Here is an 18451-nt window from a genome sequence, read left to right on the forward strand (position 1 = left end):
GCGACCCTACAGGCCTACGGTGTGAACTTCACGGTGAGGACGTCACCGTCGGTCATCAGGTAGTCGCGGCCCTCGAGGCGCAGCGTGCCCTTGTCGCGAGCACCCGCGTAGCCGCCCGCTTCGACGAGGGCGTCCCAGCCGATCACCTCGGCGCGGACGAAGCCCTTCTGGATGTCCGTGTGGATCTGGCCCGCGGCGTGCCAGGCCGTCAGGCCCTGGCGCAGATGCCAGGTCTGGGCGGGCTTGCCCTCGCCGGCGGTGAAGAACGCGATCAGGTGCAGGAGGCCGAACGCGCCGTTGACGACGCGGTGCAGGCCGGACTCGCCGATGCCGAGCTCCTCGCGCATCGCCGCGGCCTCCTCGTCGTCACCCAGGTCTGACAAGTCGGCCTCGATGCGGGAGGAGATCGCGACCGCGGCGGCGCCCGTGGCGGCGGCGTGGTCGGCGACGACGCTCGGCACCGCATCTTCGCCCTCGTTGACGTTCGCCACGAACAGGACCGGCTTGCCGGTGAGGGGCGACAGGTTGCGAAGCGCGTCGGGCGCGTCCTGTGGAGTCGGGACGGTGCGCGCGGGCTTGCCGGCCTGCAGCGCTTCGATGATCTGGCGCAGCCAGGCCTCCTCGGCGACGGCCGCGCGATCGCCGGAGCGGGCGTCGCGGATGACCTTCGCGTGGCGGCGCTCGGCGGTGTCGAGGTCGGCGAGCAGGAGCTCGGTCTCGATCGTGGCGATGTCGCGCGCCGGGTCGACCGAGCCCTCGGGGTGGATGACGTTGTCGTCGGTGTGGGTGCGGACGACGTGCAGGAGCGCGTCGCACTCGCGGATGTTGGCCAGGAACTTGTTGCCCAGGCCCTCGCCCTTGGAGGCGCCCGCGACGAGGCCCGCGATGTCGTGGAACTCGATCGTGTCCCACACGATGTTCGACGCTTTGACCGTGGCCGCGACCTGCTCCATCCGCTCGTCCTTGACGGGGACGACGGCGACGTTGGGCTCGATCGTCGTGAACGGGTAGTTGGCCGCTTCCGCCCCGGCCTGGGAGAGCGCGTTGAAGAGGCTCGACTTGCCCGCGTTGGGCATGCCGACGAGGCCGACCTTCATCATCGGCCCAGGCTCCCGATCGCGAGGCCGAGCGCGGCGCCGGCGGCGACGTCACTCGGGTAATGGACGCCGAGGTAGAGGCGGGAGAGCCCCATCGCGGCGGCCGCGATCTGCAGCGGCGCACCCGGGATCAGGGCGCCGAACGCGCGCGCGGCGGCGAACGACGAGGTCGTGTGGCTCGACGGGAAGGAGAGTCCGGTGGGTGTGGCCATCAGGTGCGGGAGGTCCTCGATCGCCGGGCGCTTGCGGCCGACGGCGAGCTTGATCGTCGTGGAGGTGGCGTAGGCCGCGCCGATGGACGCGGTGGCGCGCAACCAGCGACGGCGGCGCCGGCGGTCCACTAAAGCAGCCGCGGCGCCCGTCGCCAGCCAGATCCCGCCGTGTTCACCGAGGTGCGAATAGCGGCGGACCCACGTCACCGTCTCCGGTGTGTGGGCAAGCAGCCGCACCCGCCGGTACAGGGCGAGGTCGACCGCATTGAACTGGACCCGCCAGGCGGGCTTAGAAGCCGATTCGGTGCTCGTCGGATTCAACACGCAGGTAGACGACCTGGCCCACATCGACGAGGACCGCGCCGTCGGAGGCGTCGACCTCCACCCAGCGCTCCTTGCCCTCCTTGAGCGTGCTGTTCAGGTTGGCGAGCGCCTCATCGGTGAGGCGGAGTGACAGCACCTGCCCGCCCTGGAACCCGACGGCGGTGCGACGTACGGCGTTGGAACTCAATGTGCCTCCACGGGCTGGACGAGCTCGGTCAGGACACCGCCGGCAGTGGCGGGATGCAGGAACGCGACCTGCGTCCCCCGGATACCGGTGCGCGGCGTCTCGTCGATCAGCCGCAGACCGTTGTCGCGCGCCTCTTGCAGCGCGGCGGCGACGTCCTCCACCTGGTACGCGACATGGTGGAGCCCCGGCCCCTTCTTCGCCAGGAAGCGCCCGACGGGCGTGTCCTCGCTCAACGGGGAGAGCAGCTCGACGTGGCTCTCGCCGACGTCGAGCAGCACGGCCTCGACGCCCTGCTCCGCGATCGTCTCGCGATGCACGAGCGGCATGCCGTAGGCCCGGGTATGGAGCTCGATCGCCGACTCCAAGTCGGCGACCGCGACCCCGATGTGGTCGATGCGGCCGAACACGGCAGCGAGTGTATCTTCGGGCGGCGTGCGGATCGCGTTAGTGGCCAATGAGAAGTCGGGCCGCGGCCTGGACCCTGCGCGGCTGGCTTCGCTGCTGGGCGGGGCGGAGGTCCTCGGCCTCGACGAGCTCGACCGGATCGACGCGGACCGCGTCGTGGTGTGCGGCGGGGACGGGACGATCGCCCCGGTCGCCGACCGGGCCGGGGCGATGGGAGTGCCGCTGGCCGTGATCCCCGGCGGGACGGCCAACGACTTCGCCCGCGCGAACGGCATCCCCTCCGACCTCGAAGCGGCGGTTCGACTCGCGGCCTCCGGGACGCGGACGCGCGCGCTCGAGCTCGGCCGGCTGAGCACAGGGCGCCCGTTCGTCAACGTCGCCAGCGCGGGGTTGTCGTCCGTCGCCGGCCGCCGGGCACAGCCGCTGAAGTCCCGCTTCGGGCCGCTCGCCTACGGGCTCGGCGCGGTCCGCGCGGCCGCCTCCGGCCGCCCGCTCCCCGTCCGAGTGCGCGTCGACGGCTCGGACGCCTTCACCGGCGACGCCTGGCAGCTCATGGTCGCCTGCACCGGCGCGTTCGGCGGCGGCTCCGGCATCGGCACCGCCGACGCGACCGACGGCGAGCTCGACGTCGTGATCGTCCCGGCGGGCTCGCGGGTCGCCTTGGCCCGGCGCGCGTGGGGCCTGCGGACGCGCACGATCGAGCGCCAGCGGGCGGTGTCGCACTTTCAGGGCCGCGTGGTCGAGGTTGCGCTGCCTTCCGGCGCGGAGCTCAACGTGGACGGGGAGTTCGTCGATGGCGGGCTCGAGCGGGTGACCGCGCGGGCGGGGGCGTTCGAGTTGGTGGTGCCGCTCTTGCCGTGATCGGCGTGAGGAACGCCGACAACCGCTCGCGCGCGCTAGGCGACCGCGACGCCGTCCGCGCCCGCGCGCTTCACCGAGTCCAGCGCCACGCCCGCTCGCAGGACGACCGCTTCGCCCGACTCGCCCGACGCACCCACCGCGACGCCCACGGAGACGGTGCGGCCGATCCGCAGCGGGGCCTGGGCGCGCAGTTCCCATCCGATGTGCTCGGCCGCGGAGGCGCGGCGTGGGTCCAGCGTCACGACGAACTCGTCGGCGCCGATCCGGAACGCCTGGGAGCCCGGGGGCATCAGCTCGCGCAGCAATCCGGCGGTGGCGCGGAGGACGTCGTCGCCCGCGGCCTGGCCGCCGACGTCGTTGACGTCGGCCAGGCGGTCGACGTCCACCAGGACGATCCCCGCCTGGTCCGGCAGCGGCGGCAGGGAGGCGCGCAGACCGGTCAGCGGGTCGCGGGAGACGCGCTCGCGCAGCTGGGTGAGCATCGACGCCATCCGCAGCCCGGACGCCGCCTGGAGGGCGAGCAGCTCGAGCAGCTCGACGTCCTCGATCACCGGCCGGCGGTTGCCGCGGTCGGCGACGAGGATCAGCCCGAGGCGGTCGCCCGCGAAGCTCAGGGGGAGGACGATCAGCGAGCCGACGCCGGAGCGGCGCAGCACCTCGTGGCCGACGAACCCGCGGCCCGCGGTGTCGCCGACGGTGTAGCTGGAGGTGCCTTCGTTCACCCAGGACGCCATCGCCGCGAGCTCCTCCGAGGCGAGCTGGCTGAACGCGACCCCGAACGGCCCTTCGGCGAGGTGCGGGTACAGCGCGCCGTGGCCGTCGGCCAGGGCGATCACGCCGGACTCGAAGCCCGAGAGCTCCAGCGCCGCCGACAACGCCTCACGCACGACCCCCTCCGGGTCCTCGGTCGACGCGAGCCGGACCGCGGTGCGCGCCAGTCGCTGCGCCGGGGAGGCGGCGCCGACAGCGCCCACGTCCTCCAACCGCGCGCTCAGCAGCGCGGCGCAGCGCTCGATCTCGGCGACGGTCGCGGTATCGATCGCGGTCAGCGACTCCGCGTCCAGCACACCCACCACGTGGCCGGCGACGACGAGCGGGAAGCAGACCTCGGCGCGCACGCCGGGGACGGCGGGCAGGTAGTCCGGCGCCTCGCCGACGTCCTCGACGATCGCGGCCCGACCGGTGCGGTAGACGCGGCCGACGATCCCGGTGTTGGGCGAGAGCCCGTCGTAGACCTGCCAGAACCCGCGCACCGCCTGGCAGCGCAACCGGCCCTCCTGCCCGAGCAGGACCGCGGGGAGGAGGCCGCGGCGCGCCAGGTGGTCGACGATCGCCTCGCTGGCGTCGCGGGCGGTGCAGGCCTTCTCGAGGTCGCGCTCCAGGCGGCCGGAAACCGTCACGGGACACGGCCTCGCGGGCGTCGCGGGCTGCTCGCGCGGCCACGCCTCGCCGGGACGACCGAACAGCCACCCCTGGCCGTAGTCGATCTCCATCGCGCGCAGCGCCTCGAGCTCCTCGGCCCGCTCGACGCCCTCGGCCACGACCCGCGCGCCCACCTCACGCGCGAACGCGGCGGTCGCGCGCAGGACCGCCTCGCGCGTCGTGTCCTGGTCGACCCCCGCGACCATGCCGCGCGAGAGCTTCAGGAAGTCCGGCCGGATGTCGGCCACGTACTCCAAAGACGTGAACCCGGCCCCGGCGTCGTCGACCGCGACCAGCGCGCCGCGGGCGATCCACGGCCGCAGCCGCTCACGCAACAGGGTGTGATTGAGCACGGTGTCCTGCTCGGTCAGTTCGATGACCAGGCGCGACGGTAGCTTGCCGGCGAGCTCGAGCAGGCCCGGGTGGCCGAGTGCCTCGGGCGAGAGGTTGACCCACAGCAGCCGCCCGTGGGGCGGGACGCCGGCGGCGGCGATCGCCCGCCAGCACGCGACCTCGATGTCGTCGCGGATGCCGGCGCGGGCCGCGGCGGCGAGCGTCACGTCCGGCGGCAGCGCGACCAGGCCCGGCGGCGTGGGAAAGCGCGCCAGGCCCTCGTAGCCGATCGTCTCGAGATCAGAGAGCCGGACGATCGGCTGGAACACGGCGCGGATGGCGCCGGGTTCCAGCAACACCCTGAAGTCGTCTGCGGCGCCCATCAATCCGGATGATCGGCCGCAGCGACTTCATCTGAACCACTCAGGAACCGTGTTGGACGTTCGTTTGGGCGGCTGCGACGCGCAGATGGACCCGACCCTCGCCGGGAAGCTCGACGCCCTGCATGAGCCGCTTGATGTCCTCGCCGTCGAGGACCTCGTGGTGCAGCAGCGCGGCGGCGATCGCGTCCAGCTGCGCGCGGTAGGTGGTGATCAGCGCGACCGCGCGGCGCATCGCCTCGTCGGCGAGGTGCTGCTGCTCGGCGTCGCGCAGCTCGCGTGTGCGATCCGACAGCGCGCCGCCCTCGGCGAGCAGCTGGATCGCGCTGACGGAGGTCCCCATCGCCCACTCGTGGATCATCCGGCGGGAGGTCTCGGCGACCTTGAACAGGTCGCTGGACGCGCCGCTGGTGATCGAGCCGAACACGATCTCCTCGGCCGCGCGCCCGCCCAGCAGCACGACGAGCTCGTTCATCAGCTCCGAGCGCGTCGAGAGGTGGCGGTCCTCCTCGGGCAGGTGGAAGACGTAGCCGAGCGCGGTGCCGCGCGGGACGATCGAGACCCGGTGGGTCTTCGTGGTGCCGGGGAGCAGCTCCGCCAGCAGCGCGTGGCCGGCCTCGTGGAACGCGACGACCTGGCGCTCGTGCTCGTTGAGCGCGTGGCCGTTCTCCATCCCGACCATCACGCGCTCCAGCGCGTAGTCGAAGTCCTGCTGCTCGACGCGCGGGCGCATGCCGCGGGCCGCGGCGATCGCGGCCTCGTTGGCGATGTTGGCCAGCTCCGCGCCGGTCAGGCCGGAGGTCGAGCGGGCGATCTTCTCGAAGTCGACGTCCTTGCCGATCGGCTTGTTGCGCGTGTGCACCTCGAGGATCGACTTGCGGCCCCCCACGTCCGGCGGCGAGACGAAGATCTGGCGGTCGAAGCGGCCCGGGCGCATCAGCGCGGGGTCGAGCTTCTCCAGCAGGTTCGAGGCCGCGATCACGACGACGTCGCCGGAGGAGGCGAAGCCGTCCATCTCGACCAGCAGCTGATTGAGCGTCTGCTCGCGCTCGGAGTTGTTGTCCGAGCCGCGGACGGCGCCGACCGCGTCGATCTCGTCGATGAAGACGATCGCCGGCGCGTGCTTGCGCGCCTCGGCGAAGAGGCGCCGGATCCGCGCGGCGCCGAGGCCGGCGAACATCTCGACGAAGCTCGCCGCCGACTGCCCGAAGAACTTCGCGCCGGACTCGTTGGCGACCGCCTTGGCCAGCAGCGTCTTGCCGGTGCCGGGCGGGCCGTGCAGGACGATGCCCTTCGGGACGGTCGCCCCGAGCTTGCGGAAGCGCTCAGGATCGGCGAGGAAGTCGACGACCTCGCGCAGCTCGGCCTTCGCGTGGTCGACCCCCGCGACCTCGTCCCACTTCACGGAGCCCGCCGAGTCGGGCGTCAGCTCCATCGGCTTGGTCTTCGGCATCAGCTTCATCGTCCGCCACAGGAAGAAGACGATGAGGGCCATGAAGACCAGCGGTCCCCAGGTCAGGAGGTTGTTCGAGATGTGGTCCCACAGGCTCATGTGCGACCAAGTATCGCCACGCCTGCGGGTTTGACTAGAGGGTCTGGACCCTAGTTCGAGTCTTCCACCCTCAGTATTTCGGCCAGAGCCGCTCGGCCGACCTCCAACTGGGTCTCGTTCGGCTCACGCGTGCCGATCAGCCGCTGCAGCTCGTAGCCCGGCTTCTTCAGCGCGCGGGTGACCGGCGAGTCGGCGTGGCGCTCGGTCCACGCGAAGACCTCGACCGCCGCCGCGGTGGACGCCAGCGAGACCGCGCCGCCCATGATCGGCGTCGGCCGCTCGACCGTCCGCTTGAGCAGCAGCGTGCCCGCCAGGTTGGCCGCGAGCATCGGCGCCATCAGGTGCGAGCCGCAGCGCTCGTGCTCCTTGAGCGCATCGCGCGCGTCGTCGTCATCGGCCTCGTAGGCGGCGATCGCCTTGTGCTCGACGCCGTGGTAGGCCGCCAGCTCGCCGCCGCGCAGCGCGAACAGCGCGGGCGCGAGGGCGATGAACGCCGACGCGACCTCACCGGTCGCGCCCGGCGCGCGGCGCCGCAGCAGCGTGCCGGCGATCGACGCGCCCGCGGCGACGCCGAGCACGCTCGGCTGCTCGAACGCGAGCTTGGCCTCGGGCAGGCCCTTCTTGACCAGCGGGATGACGGCGAAGGCCTCGCCGAGCCGGAACAGCCCGCGCAGGCCGGGGATGTCGTCGGCGATCGTCACGCGCGGCTTGGGTCCGGAGGCGACCTTGACGTCGCCGGACTTCGTGCGCACGGCGGCCGCCCAGTGGGTCGGGCCGTGCACGAGCAGGCCGTTGCGCAGGGCCATCCCGCCCAGTCGCAGCTTGTCCTTGGGGACGGGCATCAGGTCAACAGCCTCCCGGGCAGGTCGTGGAAGAACGCGGCGGCGAAGCCGAGGTCGCGGACGTCGATGCGCTCGTCCTTGGCGTGCATCAGCGGCCAGGTCTCATAGATCGTCTGGTGGCGTTGCGGGAAGAAGCCGTACGCGACGCAGTCCGGGAACGCCGTCCGGAACCAGCGGCAGTCGGTGAACGCGGGCAGGACGGTGGGGACCGCCTCGGCGCCGGGGTCGTTCTCGGCCACCCAGTCGCCGATCGCGTCCATCAAACGCGACTCGACGGGCGAGCGGTTGCCGGTCACCTCCTCGGTGAAGGTGATCTGGACGTCGTCGTCCTGGAGCACCTCGCGGGCGCGCTTGCGAGCGACATCGACGCCCATCCCGGGCGGGACGCGGCAGTCGACCCGCACGCGGGCACGCGCCGGGATCACGTTGATCTTCTCCCCCGCGGACACGATCGTCGGCGCGAACGTGCAGCGCATCGCTGCGTCCAGCAGCGGCGCGAGCCGAGGCTCGGTGTCCGCGACGAGCTGCAGCGCCGCCTTCGGCTCGGCGGGGTCGCCGCCGAGCGCGGTGACGAGCGCGCTCGTGGCCTCCATCAGGTCGTAGCGGGGCCGGTTGGAGCCGAGACGCGTGATCAGCGGAGCGAGCTCGAGCAGGGCGTTGCGCGCGAGCGCGGGGACGGACGCGTGCGCCGCGGTTCCGGTGGTGTCGACGTTGAAGCGGAACGTGCCCTTCTCGGCCACGCAGACGCCGTAGAGGCGGCGGTCGCCGTAGGGCATGATCGCGCCCGCCCCTTCGTTGAGCAGGTAGTCGACGCGGCTCAGGTCCGGGCGGTTCTCGGTGATCCACTTGGCGCCGAGCTCGCCGCCGGTCTCCTCGTCGGGGACGGCGATCACCTTCAGCGTCCCCTTGAACCGCGCCCCCGCCCGCGCGAGGCGTGCCGCGGCGACGGCCTCCGCGGCCGTCTGGTTCTTCATGTCGATCGTCCCGCGGCCGTAGAGGAAGCCGTCGCGGATCTCGCCGCCCCACGGGTCGGCGCTCCAGTCCTCGGCGTCGGCCAGCACGGTGTCCACATGGGAGAGGTAGCCCAGGACCGGGCCGTCTTCGCCCCCCTCGTATCTCGCGACGAGGTTCGGGCGCTCAGGCGACGAGCCGTCGAGCTCGACCTCGAGGCCGGCGTCGGAGAGGTAGCTCGCCAGCCACTCGATGCACGCGCGCTCGTTGCCGGGCGGGTTGACGGTCTTGAAGCGGATCAGCTTCGCCAGGACCTCCGCGGTCTCGTCCTGGAGGTCCTCGGGCCGCATCACTAGAGCGTAGTGGCGGGCGCTCCATACTTAGCCGCCATGGGACGGCTGTTCGACGTGCCCGACGAGCCGCCCGGGCGCCCTGAGCCCCCCGCGGCCGACCTGCCGCTGGCCGCGCGCATGCGCCCGCGGACGCTCGAGGACTTCGTCGGCCAGACCCACCTGCTCGGGCCCGCGAGCGCGCTGCGGACCGCGATCCAGTCGGGCGAGCCGCACTCGATGATCCTCTACGGCCCGCCCGGGACCGGGAAGACGACGCTCGCGCGGATGTCGGCCGAGTACGCCGACGCCGCCTTCGAGGAGCTCTCCGCCGTCGAGGCCGGGCGCGCCGAGGTGCGCGAGGTGATCGCGCGGGCGAGGGAACGGCGCCGCGGCGGCCGGCACACGATCTTCTTCCTCGACGAGATCCACCGCTTCAACAAGGCCCAGCAGGACGCGCTGCTCCCCGCGGTCGAGGAGGGCCTCGTCGTGCTCGTGGGCGCGACGACCGAGAACCCGTACTTCGAGGTCAACTCCGCCTTGCTCTCGCGCTCGCAGGTCTACGAGCTGCAGGAGCTCACGCAGGAGGAGATCGCGGGGCTGCTGCGGCGGGCGCTGGACACGGTCGGGCGCAGCGTGTCCGACGAGGTCATCGACTTCATCTCGGGTCGCTCAGGCGGCGACGCGCGCTCGTCGTTGAACGCCCTGGAGCTGGCGCTGGACACCGCGGAGCGGACCGGCCAGGAAGTGACGTTGGCCGACGCCGAGGACGCGATGCAGCGCAAGGCCGTCCGCTACGACAAGGGCGGCGACCAGCACTACGACTACATCTCGGCCTGGATCAAGTCCACCCGCGGGTCGGACCCGGACGCGTCGCTGTACTACCTGGCGGCGATGCTCGAGGGCGGCGAGGACGCCCGGTTCATCGCCCGCCGGATGGTGATCCTGGCGAGCGAGGACATCGGCAACGCCGCGCCGCAGGCCCTGCAGGTCGCGGTGTCCGCCGCCCACGCGGTCGAGCACGTCGGCATGCCCGAGGCGCACTTCGCGCTCGCGCAGGCCGCCGTCTACCTCGCGCTGGCGCCGAAGTCCAACGCGAGCGGCACGGCCTTGTCCGCCGCCCGTGCCCACATCCGCCAGCACGGCGCCGGAGCGCCGCCCGCCGCCCTGCGCGACGCCCACTACCCGGGCGCGAAGGCGCTGGGCCGCGGCAAGGGCTACGACTACCCGCACGACCACCCCGGCAACGTGAACGACCAGGAGCACATGCCCGCGGGCCTGGAGTCGGTGCGCTTCTACGACCCGGGCGACACCGAGCCGACGATGCGCGAACGGCTCGCGGCCGCGCGCGCGGCGAGGCGGCGCGATGCTTGAGGTGCGCGGGTGGGCGGGCGCGGCGCGGCGCGGCGACGCGACGCACGCGGGGCGGGCGCGTGGCTGAGCCCCTTCAGGTGCGCGCCCCCGCCAGCGGCGCGGTGCTCGGCAGCGTCGCGCCCGTCGACCTCGCCGAGGCCGCGCTCCAGGCCAAGGTCGCGCAGCCGCTGTGGTCGCTCGTCCCCGTCGCCTCGCGGGCGCGCTACATCCGCCGGACCGCGGTCGCGATGCTCGACGAGCTCGACGACCTCGCGCGCCGGCTCGCGGACGAGACCGGGTGGCCGAAGCGTCACATCGTGCTGTCGGAGCTGCTGCCCGCGGTCGAGGGCCTGCACGCGCTGGCGTCCGACGGGCCGCGCGCGCTCGCCGACCGGCGGCTCGCGCCGCGCGCGGCGCTGCTGACCGGCCGCAGCACGCGATTGGTGCAGTCCCCGGTGGGCGTGATCGGGCTCGAGGGCCCGTCCGCCTCGCCGTGGGCCGAGCCGGCGCTCGAGGCCGCCGCCGCGCTGCTCGCCGGCAACGCGGTGCTGCTGGCCGCCGGCGCGCCGCTCGCCGCCCAGCGCCTGCGACAGGTCTTCCTGCGCGCCGGGCTGCCTGGCGAGGTGCTGGCCACGGTGCCGGGCGCCGACGGCCTCGATGCGGTCTGCCGCCGCGTGCACCGCCTCCAGCCGCCCTCGCGCCGCGGGACCCTGCTGGTGCTCGAGGGCGCGCCGAAGGAGCAGCTCGTCGAGGCCGCGCTGTGGGCCGCGTTCGCGGGCTCAGGCCACCACCCCGCGGCCGCCGGGCGGCTCGTGGTGGTGGAGGGCGCGGTGCCGGGGCTGGTCGAGGCGCTGCGCAAGGGCTCGGCGGACCTGACGGTCGGGGACCCACAGGCCGAGGACACCGATATCGGCCCGGTCGCTCCCGACACGTTCGCGCAGCCGCAGATCCTCGACGGGATCAGCGCCGACGACCCGCGCTTCACGCACCCCGAAGGCCTGACGCTCGCGGTGGTCGAGGTGCCGGACGCCGACACCGCCGTCCGCGTTGCCGCCCGCGACGGCCGGGACGGCCCGATCTCCGTCTGGGCCCGCGACCGCTACAAGGGCGAGCGCGTCTCGCGCCGCCTGCCGTCGCAGACGACCTGGTTCGGCCGCCACGGCCTCGCGCCCACCGCGGTCGAGGTGCGGATCGCCCGCCACGTCGTCGCGCGCCAGCTGGAGTGGCGCGCGCCGTGGGCGCCCGGGACGCCGAGCCTCGAAGCGAAGGGCGTGCCGTTCCTCACCGCGCTCGCCGAGTTCCGGCACGGGCGCGAGTCACGTCGCTGGCCGGCGCTGAAGGAGCTGGTGAAGACTCGGCGCAACCGGTGAGTGGCGGGGCCCCTCCGCTCACACCACTCACCGTCGCGCACACACCCCTCTGCGTGGACCCAGGGTCCCCCTTGCCCGGCATTCTCCGTCTCCCCGGAGAGCCCCTCAATGGCGATATGTCGAAGGGCCACGGGTCGTCTATGCAGCGATTGTCGGAAGGCAGCGCAGTGATGAGCCCCTAGGGTGGGATTCATGGGTCGCAGTCCTGACGTCGTCGTCGTTGGAGCCGGCGTTGTCGGCGCGTCGTGCGCCTATTTCCTCGCCTCGGCCGGCGTGCGGGTGCGGCTCTACGACCGCTCCTTCATCGCCTCCGGGAGCTCCGGATCGTGCGAGGGGAACGTCCTCGCCTGGGACAAGGAGCTCGAGCGCGAGCTGCCGCTGGCGCTGCGCTCGGCCGACCTCTGGCAAGGCCTCTCCGAGCAGCTCGACGACGACTTCGAGTACGACCGCAAGGGCAGCGTCGTGGTCGCCGAGACCGACGACGAGCTGCTGGCCTGCGCGGAGCGCAACCGGGTGCTCGCCGGCCTCGGGGTCGAGGGGATCGTGCTCGACGCCGACGGGCTGCGCCGCGAGGAGCCCTACGCGGCGCACGACCTCCCGGGCGGCGTCCTCTATCCCGGCGACGCGCAGCTCGAGCCGCGGCTCGCGACCGCCGCGCTGGTCCGCGGCGCGGTCGCGCGCGGAGCGGAGCTGTGCACCGACGTCGACGTCACCGCGATCGTCCGCGGCGCCGACGGGCGGGCGACCGGCGTCGAGACGACCGCGGGCCGCGTCGGCGCGGACATGGTGGTCGTCGCCGCGGGCGTGTGGACGCCGAAGCTGCTGGCGACCGCCGGACTGTCGGTTCCGGTCACGCCCCGCAAGGGCCAGATCGTCGTGCTCGAGCGCTCGCCGGTCGTGTTCCGGCGCAAGCTGAGCGAGGCGGGCTACGTCGCCGCCGTCGAGGCCGACGACGCGGAGCTGCAGATCGCGATGGTCGTCGAGTCGACGCCCTCCGGCACCGCGCTGCTGGGCTCCAGCCGTCAGCACGTGGGCTTCGACCGCACGGTCGAGCTCGGCGTCGCGGGCGCGATCGCCCGCCGCGCGGCGCGTTTCTTCCCGATCCTCAACGACGCCCGCGCGCTGCGCGTCTACGCCGGCCTGCGGCCGCTGACGCCCGACCACGTGCCGATCATCGGCCCCTTCCACGACGCGCCGAACATCTGCGTCGCGACCGGCCACGAGGGCGCCGGCATCGGCCTCGCCCCCGCGACCGGGGAGCTCGTCACCGCCTGGCACACCGGCGCGCCCTCGCCCGTGCCGATCGAATGGTTCTCGCCCGACCGCTTCGCGCCCGTCGAGCTGGCGGCGTCGTGATCGAGCTCACCGTCGACGGCCGGGCGCTGAACGCGCCCGCCGGCCAGAGCCTGGCCGCGGTGCTGCTGAACGCCGGCCAGACGGTCCTGCGCGACAGCCCCGCGGGCGACCCGCGCGCCCTCTATTGCGGCATCGGCGTCTGCCAGGAATGCCGCGTCGTCGTTGACGGTGTCGTCGTGCGCTCCTGCGTGACCCCGGTCACCGCGGGCATGCGCGTGACCACCGGTCACACATAAGGGGTCCGCTGACGAATACCGGTACGCCCGATGCGGCGCATCCGCAGCGCCTCGTGCCACCCACGCTGCTCACGTCCTAGAAGGACGCATCGCGAGCGCGGGCGACCCGAGCCACTGGCGGCTGCACCACCTCGGTCGGACCGACCATTCGTCAACGAACCCCGGGCACAGCGAGAGGGGGAATCGATGGGTCGTATACGGACCGCGGCGATCGCCGCGGCGCTCGTCGTCGGGGTAGGGGCGGCGCCTGCACAGGCCGCGGTGCCGGATCTGGAGCGGACGTCGGCGACGGAGCTCGCCGCGATGCTCAAGGCGGGTCAGCTGACGAGCGTCGAGCTGACGAAGGCGTACATCGACCGCATCGCCGCGGTCAACCAGCGCGGGCCGGCGCTCAACGCCGTGCGCTCGCTCAATCCGAACGCGCTCAAAGAGGCGCGGGTGTCGGACCTGGCGAGAAGGACGCACAGCGTGCGCGGGCCGCTGGAGGGACTGCCCGTGCTGCTCAAGGACAACATCGACGTCGCCGGGATGCCGACGACGGCGTCCTCGATCGTGCTCGAGCACTCGGTGCCCGACAAGGACGCGTTCGTCGTTCAGCGGCTGAAGGCCGCGGGCGCGGTGATCCTCGGCAAGGTCAACCTGACCGAGTTCGCCGCGTGGGTCTCCAACAACCAGTCCAGCGGCAACGGGTCGCTGCACGGTCAGGTGCTCAACCCGTACGACACGTCTGCGGACCCGGGCGGCTCGAGCGCCGGGTCCGGCGTCGCCGCGGCGTCCGGCCTTGCCGCTCTGGTGCTCGGCTCGGACACCGAGGGCTCGATCCTCTCGCCCGCGACCCAGAACGGCGTGGTCGGCATCCGGCCGACGACGGGCCTGTGGAGCCGCACCGGCGTCGTGCCGATCTCCGAGTCCCAGGACACGCTCGGCCCGCTCGTGCAGACGACGAGCGACGCCGCACTGCTGCTGAACGCGCTGACGGCGGTCGACCCGGAGGACCCGCACACCGCGGACACGGCGCAGGTCGCCGGCACCGACTACACCGCCGGGCTCACCGCGAACGCCCTCCAGGGCGCGCGGATCGCGGTCTCGAACTCCACGAACGCGCAGTACGTCGCGGCGCGCAACGCGCTCCAGAGCCTCGGGGCGACGATCGTGCAGATCAACATCCCGAACTTCGCGACGGCGCAGTCGCTGCAGACCCGCGAGTTCCGCCGCGACCTCAACAAGTACCTGTCGCGGCTGCCCGCGAACGCCCCGATCAAGAGCTATGACGAGGCCAACGCCTACTTCCACAACCACCCCGAGGAAGGGCTGAAGTACGGCGACTCGCGCTTCGGGCCGCCCGCTCAGTACCACCTCGAGAACCCGGACGAGCAGGCTGAGTACGAGGGCGTCAAGACCTTCGAGATCAACCGCGCGCGGACGTACCTCGACGGACTGCTCAACGGCGTCGACGCCGTCCTGCAGACCCAGCTCGGGCTGATCTCGCCCGCCGCGTTCGCGGGCTACCCGATCGTCTCCGTGCCCGGCGGCTTCCCCGCCGACACCGGCCGCCCGGTCAACATCACGTTCGTCGGGCGCCGCTTCTCGGAGGCCAAGCTGCTCGGGTTCGCCTACGCGTACGAGCAGGCGACCAAGCTCCGCAAGCCGCCGTCGGAGATCAACCCGGCGACGTGGCGCTGCGTGACGGCCGACGCGGTCGGCTGCGGCCCGTTCGCCGGCTTCGCGGGCCCGCTGACCGACGCGCTGATCCCGCCGGCGCTCGACCTCGAGCACCTGAGCATCAACGACATCCAGCGGCGCTTCGCCAACAACACCCTGACGCCGTCGCAGCTGGTGAAGGCGTACATCGACCGCATCCACTTCGTCAACAATCAGGGCCCGGGCATGAACCCGGTGCGGGCGCTGAACCCGAACGCCGCCGCCGAGGCCGCGGCACCCAAGCCCGGGCCGCTCTCCGGCATCCCGGTGCTGGTGAGCGACACGATCGACGTGGCGGGGATGCCGACGACCGGGGGCTCACTCGCGCTCGCCGACGTCGTCCCGGCCAAGGACGCCGCGATCGTCACGCGGTTGAAGGCCGCCGGAGCGATCATCCTCGGCAAGGTCAACGTGACCGAGCTCAACGGCATGGTCGCGACCGGCATGCCCGCGGGCTACGGCTCGCTGCACGGCCAGGTGCTCAACCCGTACGACGTGCGCACGTCGACCAACGGCTCGTCCGCGGGCGCGGTCGCGGCTGCCGCGGCCGGCCTCGCCGCCGCCACCGTGGGCGTCGAGACCGACGCGACCACGAACGGGACCAACAACGCGACGAACTCCGCCTCGATCGACGCCCTGGCACCCGCCGCGGCGACCGGCGTGGCCGCGTTCCGGCCGACGTTCGGGCTCGTCTCGCGCACCGGCGTGCTGCCGGTGGCGCGCTCGCAGGACATCCCCGCGCCGGTCGGCAAGTCGGTCGCGGACATCGCCGCGGTGCTGTCGGGCCTGGTGGGCGAGGACGACTCCGACGCGACGACCGCCAACGCCCCGGCGACCGCCCCCGACTACGCCGCCGGGCTGACCAAGTCGGCGCTCTCCGGCAAGCGGATCGGCGTGATCGCGCCGACGTCCGGCAACTCGCTGACGCCGTTCAATGACGCGGTGGCCGAGATCACCTCGCTCGGCGCGACGGCCGTCCCGCTGACCGCACCCAGCCGGCCGACGACGGCGAAGATCGTCGACCGCGAGTTCAAGCGCGACCTCGACGCGTACCTCGCTCCGTACGGGAAGTCGACCGCCGGGATCGTCGCGTTCAACGACGCCCACGCGGCCGACACGCTCAAGTTCGGCCAGGCGCGCCTGCGGGCCGCGGCGGCGATCGACCTCAACGATCCCGCGACGGCGACGTCCTACAACAACGATCTCGCCAACGGCCGCGCCGAGTCGAAGGCGTACATCGACACGCTGCTGGCCAACGCCGGCGCGCCGGTCGACGCGATCCTCTCGCTGACGGCGACGATGGCCGAGGTCGGCGTCCGCGCCGGCTACCCGCAGGTGTCGATCCCGGCCGGGTATGACCCGACGGCGCGGCGCCCGCAGTCGATCTCGTTCACCGGCACCGCCGGCGACGACGCGAAGCTGCTCGGGTTCGGGTACGCCTACGAGCGCGCGGCGCTCGTGCGGCAGACGCCGTCCGAGGTGATGCCGCAGACGTGGCACTGCGTCGCGCCGATCGTCTACATCGACCGCTCGTCCTCCTGCGGGCCGGGCGAGGTCGCACCGGCCGACGTGCCGGACGCGGTCAGCGTGCCCGCCCCGGTCGGCGGCGCCGTGGGCGCCACGCTCTCACTGACGCTGGGCGCGCCGGCGACCTTCGGCGCGTTCACGCCCGGCGTCACCAAGGAATACACGGCCTCGACGACCGCCAACGTGCTGAGCACCGCGCTCGACGCCACGTTGACCGTGTCCGACCCCGGCCACCTGATGAACGGGACGTTCGCGCTCCCGGAGCCCCTGCAGGTGAGCTTCAGCAAGGCCGCCTGGACCGCACCGGTGTCAAACGACCCGGTGACGATCGGCTTCAAGCAGACGGTGAAGGCGTCCGACGCGCTGCGGACCGGCGCCTACAGCAAGACGCTGACGTTCACGCTGAGCACTACGAATCCGTAGCTTCGGCCATCAGCAGGCCGAGCGGGATCGGCCGGATCGGAGCCCGGGCGCTGAAGCGCTCGGGCTCCGGGACGCGGGCGGCGACGAGCCGCTCGCACACCCGGCCCTGACACGGGCCCTGGCCGCAGCGGGTCACGACCTTCAGCGCCGAGAGCGTGGTGGCGCCGCCGTTGACGGCGGCGTCGACCGCGCCGGCGGTGACGTCCTCGCAGCGGCACAGCGTCGTGTCGGCGTCGGCGAGCTTCAACAGGCCCGGCCGGGGATCGAAGAGGTCCGAGAGGATGCCGGCGAAGTTCGCGAGCTTCTCGCGGCGGACGCGGAGCGGGGCGAGGTCGCGCGCGGGCGCGAGCGCGCCGTTGCCGTTGGCGCGCGGCCGGGCCGCATGGGCGGCGGCCGCGAAGCCCGCCAGCTCGCCCTCGGCGAGCGCGAGCTCGGCGCCGCCGACACCCGTCGCCTCACCCGCCACGAACACGCCCGTCACGGAGGTCTGCATGTCCTCGTTGTGGGCGACCGCGTCACCGGCGAGCTCGCAGCCGAGCGCGCGGGCGAGGTCGACGGACGGAAGGAAGCCGTAGGCGGTGCAGACCGCGTCGACCGCGAACGACTTCTCGGCCCCCGAAGGAGACCAGTCCGGACCCGCCGCGGCGATCGTCGCGCGCTGCACGCGGCCCTCGCCCTCGGCGCGCACGATCACGTGACCCCAGACGATCCGGCGCACCTTCGTGCGGTATTTGGCGTACTCGACCAGGCGCTGCGGGTGGGCGGCCATCCGCGGGCCGACGCCCATCCACTCGCGCCGGCGCGTCGCCTCGACCACGGCGACCACATCGGCGCCCAACGACGCCAGTTGCGAGGCGACCGGGAGCAGGAACGGCCCCGCGCCCGCCAGCAGCACCCGCTTGCCCGGCAGCACGCCCTGGCCCTTCGCCAATGCCTGCGCCCCACCGGCGGTGAGCACGCCGGGGAGCGTCCAGCCCGGGAACGCGACGGGACGGTCGTACGCGCCGGTGCAGAGCACGATCGCCTTCGCGCGCACCCGCGCCGGGCCGGACCCGGTGAGCATGAGGACGCCCGGCTCGGGCGTCCCCCAGACCGAGCGGCCGGCGAGCACCTCCGCGCCGGAGTCGCGCAACGCGCGCACCCGCGACCGGGCCTCCGGCGGGAGCGAGGGCGGAGCGGCGGAGTCGACCTCGTCGAACCGGCGGCGCCAGATCTGTCCTCCCGGCGCTGCGTACTCGTCGATCACGACCACCGACGACCCTGCCTGACGGGCGGCGATGGCAGCGGCCATCCCCGCCGGCCCGCCGCCGACTATGGCGACGTCGACCAACTTCGACGCTTCGGTCACGGCCCCACACCCGGGACGCCCGAAATCGATCGGTTGGTCCCTCGAAGGCGGTCGCCGGGCTCGCTCACCCGACGAGCGTACGGACGGTCACACGAGCCACCTACCGCCAATTGTCGAGGGTTGCCCGCACGCGCTTGCGTTGACTGCCGGAACTCTCACACGCGCGATTGACCGCGATCGACCGCCCGAGCAGACTTCTCATGAGAACTCCAGGAGGGACGGGGAATGAGATCACGGTCAGT

General features: G+C 73.0%; 15 protein-coding genes. 6 read left to right on the forward strand and 9 right to left on the reverse strand.

Translation table 11 applies throughout. The features are described from left to right. Positions 1 to 14: 14 nt before the first annotated feature. From ychF to mce, 4 genes are read right to left on the reverse strand one after another with little or no spacing between them, the layout of a single operon-like run. Positions 15 to 1097, reverse strand: coding sequence for a redox-regulated ATPase YchF (gene ychF / locus G569_RS0117740; protein ID WP_028064403.1), 1083 nt, complete (start codon positions 1095 to 1097; stop codon positions 15 to 17). Beyond that, a complete protein-coding gene (locus G569_RS49385) occupies positions 1097 to 1633 on the reverse strand; it encodes a phosphatase PAP2 family protein (RefSeq protein WP_169542172.1) in 537 nt (178 codons plus the stop codon). Before G569_RS49385 ends, ychF begins: the two co-directional genes overlap by 1 nt. Next, positions 1599 to 1820 (reverse strand): hypothetical protein, encoded by a 222-nt coding sequence (locus tag G569_RS0117750; protein WP_028064404.1) that lies wholly within the window; start codon positions 1818 to 1820, stop codon positions 1599 to 1601. Before G569_RS0117750 ends, G569_RS49385 begins: the two co-directional genes overlap by 35 nt. Then, the gene (gene mce, locus G569_RS0117755; protein WP_028064405.1) at positions 1817 to 2227 is read right to left on the reverse strand and encodes a methylmalonyl-CoA epimerase; all 411 of its coding nucleotides are present in this window, start codon (positions 2225 to 2227) and stop codon (positions 1817 to 1819) included. Before mce ends, G569_RS0117750 begins: the two co-directional genes overlap by 4 nt. Positions 2228 to 2252: 25 nt before the next feature. Between mce and G569_RS49390 the strand changes: the two genes are divergently transcribed. Then, positions 2253 to 3086 (forward strand): diacylglycerol/lipid kinase family protein, encoded by an 834-nt coding sequence (locus G569_RS49390; RefSeq protein ID WP_169542173.1) that lies wholly within the window; start codon positions 2253 to 2255, stop codon positions 3084 to 3086. 35 nt (positions 3087 to 3121) lie between these two features. Here the strand turns inward: G569_RS49390 and G569_RS58265 are convergent, their stop codons facing one another. Genes G569_RS58265 through G569_RS0117780 form a run of 4 tightly spaced genes read right to left on the reverse strand, consistent with a single transcriptional unit; the run spans position 3122 to position 8916 of the window. Beyond that, a complete protein-coding gene (locus G569_RS58265; RefSeq protein ID WP_053226541.1) occupies positions 3122 to 5224 on the reverse strand; it encodes an EAL domain-containing protein in 2103 nt (700 codons plus the stop codon). A 40-nt stretch (positions 5225 to 5264) separates the two neighbouring features. Further along, positions 5265 to 6773 (reverse strand): ATP-dependent metallopeptidase FtsH/Yme1/Tma family protein, encoded by a 1509-nt coding sequence (locus G569_RS49400; RefSeq protein ID WP_053226542.1) that lies wholly within the window; start codon positions 6771 to 6773, stop codon positions 5265 to 5267. A 50-nt stretch (positions 6774 to 6823) separates the two neighbouring features. Continuing rightward, complete coding sequence (locus G569_RS0117775) at positions 6824 to 7615, reverse strand: DUF1385 domain-containing protein (RefSeq protein ID WP_028064406.1); 792 nt, start codon at positions 7613 to 7615, stop codon at positions 6824 to 6826. Then, positions 7615 to 8916 carry a M20/M25/M40 family metallo-hydrolase gene (locus G569_RS0117780; protein ID WP_037497436.1) on the reverse strand — a complete coding sequence of 434 codons (1302 nt, stop codon included), beginning with the start codon at positions 8914 to 8916 and terminating at the stop codon, positions 7615 to 7617. Before G569_RS0117780 ends, G569_RS0117775 begins: the two co-directional genes overlap by 1 nt. Before the next feature lie 39 nt (positions 8917 to 8955). Between G569_RS0117780 and G569_RS0117785 the strand changes: the two genes are divergently transcribed. The 5 genes from G569_RS0117785 (at position 8956) to G569_RS58270 (ending at position 16861) form a co-directional block, all read left to right on the forward strand. Next, a complete protein-coding gene (locus G569_RS0117785; protein WP_028064408.1) occupies positions 8956 to 10269 on the forward strand; it encodes a replication-associated recombination protein A in 1314 nt (437 codons plus the stop codon). Between the two features lie 59 nt (positions 10270 to 10328). Then, the gene (locus tag G569_RS0117790) at positions 10329 to 11618 is read left to right on the forward strand and encodes an aldehyde dehydrogenase family protein (RefSeq protein ID WP_169542174.1); all 1290 of its coding nucleotides are present in this window, start codon (positions 10329 to 10331) and stop codon (positions 11616 to 11618) included. A 192-nt stretch (positions 11619 to 11810) separates the two neighbouring features. After that, on the forward strand, positions 11811 to 12974 hold the full coding sequence (locus G569_RS0117795) for an NAD(P)/FAD-dependent oxidoreductase (protein ID WP_037497500.1): 1164 nt from the start codon (positions 11811 to 11813) through the stop codon (positions 12972 to 12974). After that, on the forward strand, positions 12971 to 13210 hold the full coding sequence (locus tag G569_RS0117800; RefSeq protein WP_028064411.1) for a (2Fe-2S)-binding protein: 240 nt from the start codon (positions 12971 to 12973) through the stop codon (positions 13208 to 13210). Before G569_RS0117795 ends, G569_RS0117800 begins: the two co-directional genes overlap by 4 nt. 186 nt (positions 13211 to 13396) lie before the next feature. Then, positions 13397 to 16861 carry an amidase family protein gene (locus G569_RS58270; protein ID WP_169542175.1) on the forward strand — a complete coding sequence of 1155 codons (3465 nt, stop codon included), beginning with the start codon at positions 13397 to 13399 and terminating at the stop codon, positions 16859 to 16861. On the opposite strand, the gene G569_RS0117810 is transcribed toward G569_RS58270, so the two are convergent. Continuing rightward, positions 16848 to 18209 carry an FAD-dependent oxidoreductase gene (locus G569_RS0117810; protein ID WP_028064412.1) on the reverse strand — a complete coding sequence of 454 codons (1362 nt, stop codon included), beginning with the start codon at positions 18207 to 18209 and terminating at the stop codon, positions 16848 to 16850. The genes G569_RS58270 and G569_RS0117810 overlap by 14 nt on opposite strands. Between the last annotated feature and the right edge of the window lie 242 nt (positions 18210 to 18451).

This window comes from Solirubrobacter soli DSM 22325 (genome assembly GCF_000423665.1).
Lineage (GTDB): Bacteria > Actinomycetota > Thermoleophilia > Solirubrobacterales > Solirubrobacteraceae > Solirubrobacter > Solirubrobacter soli.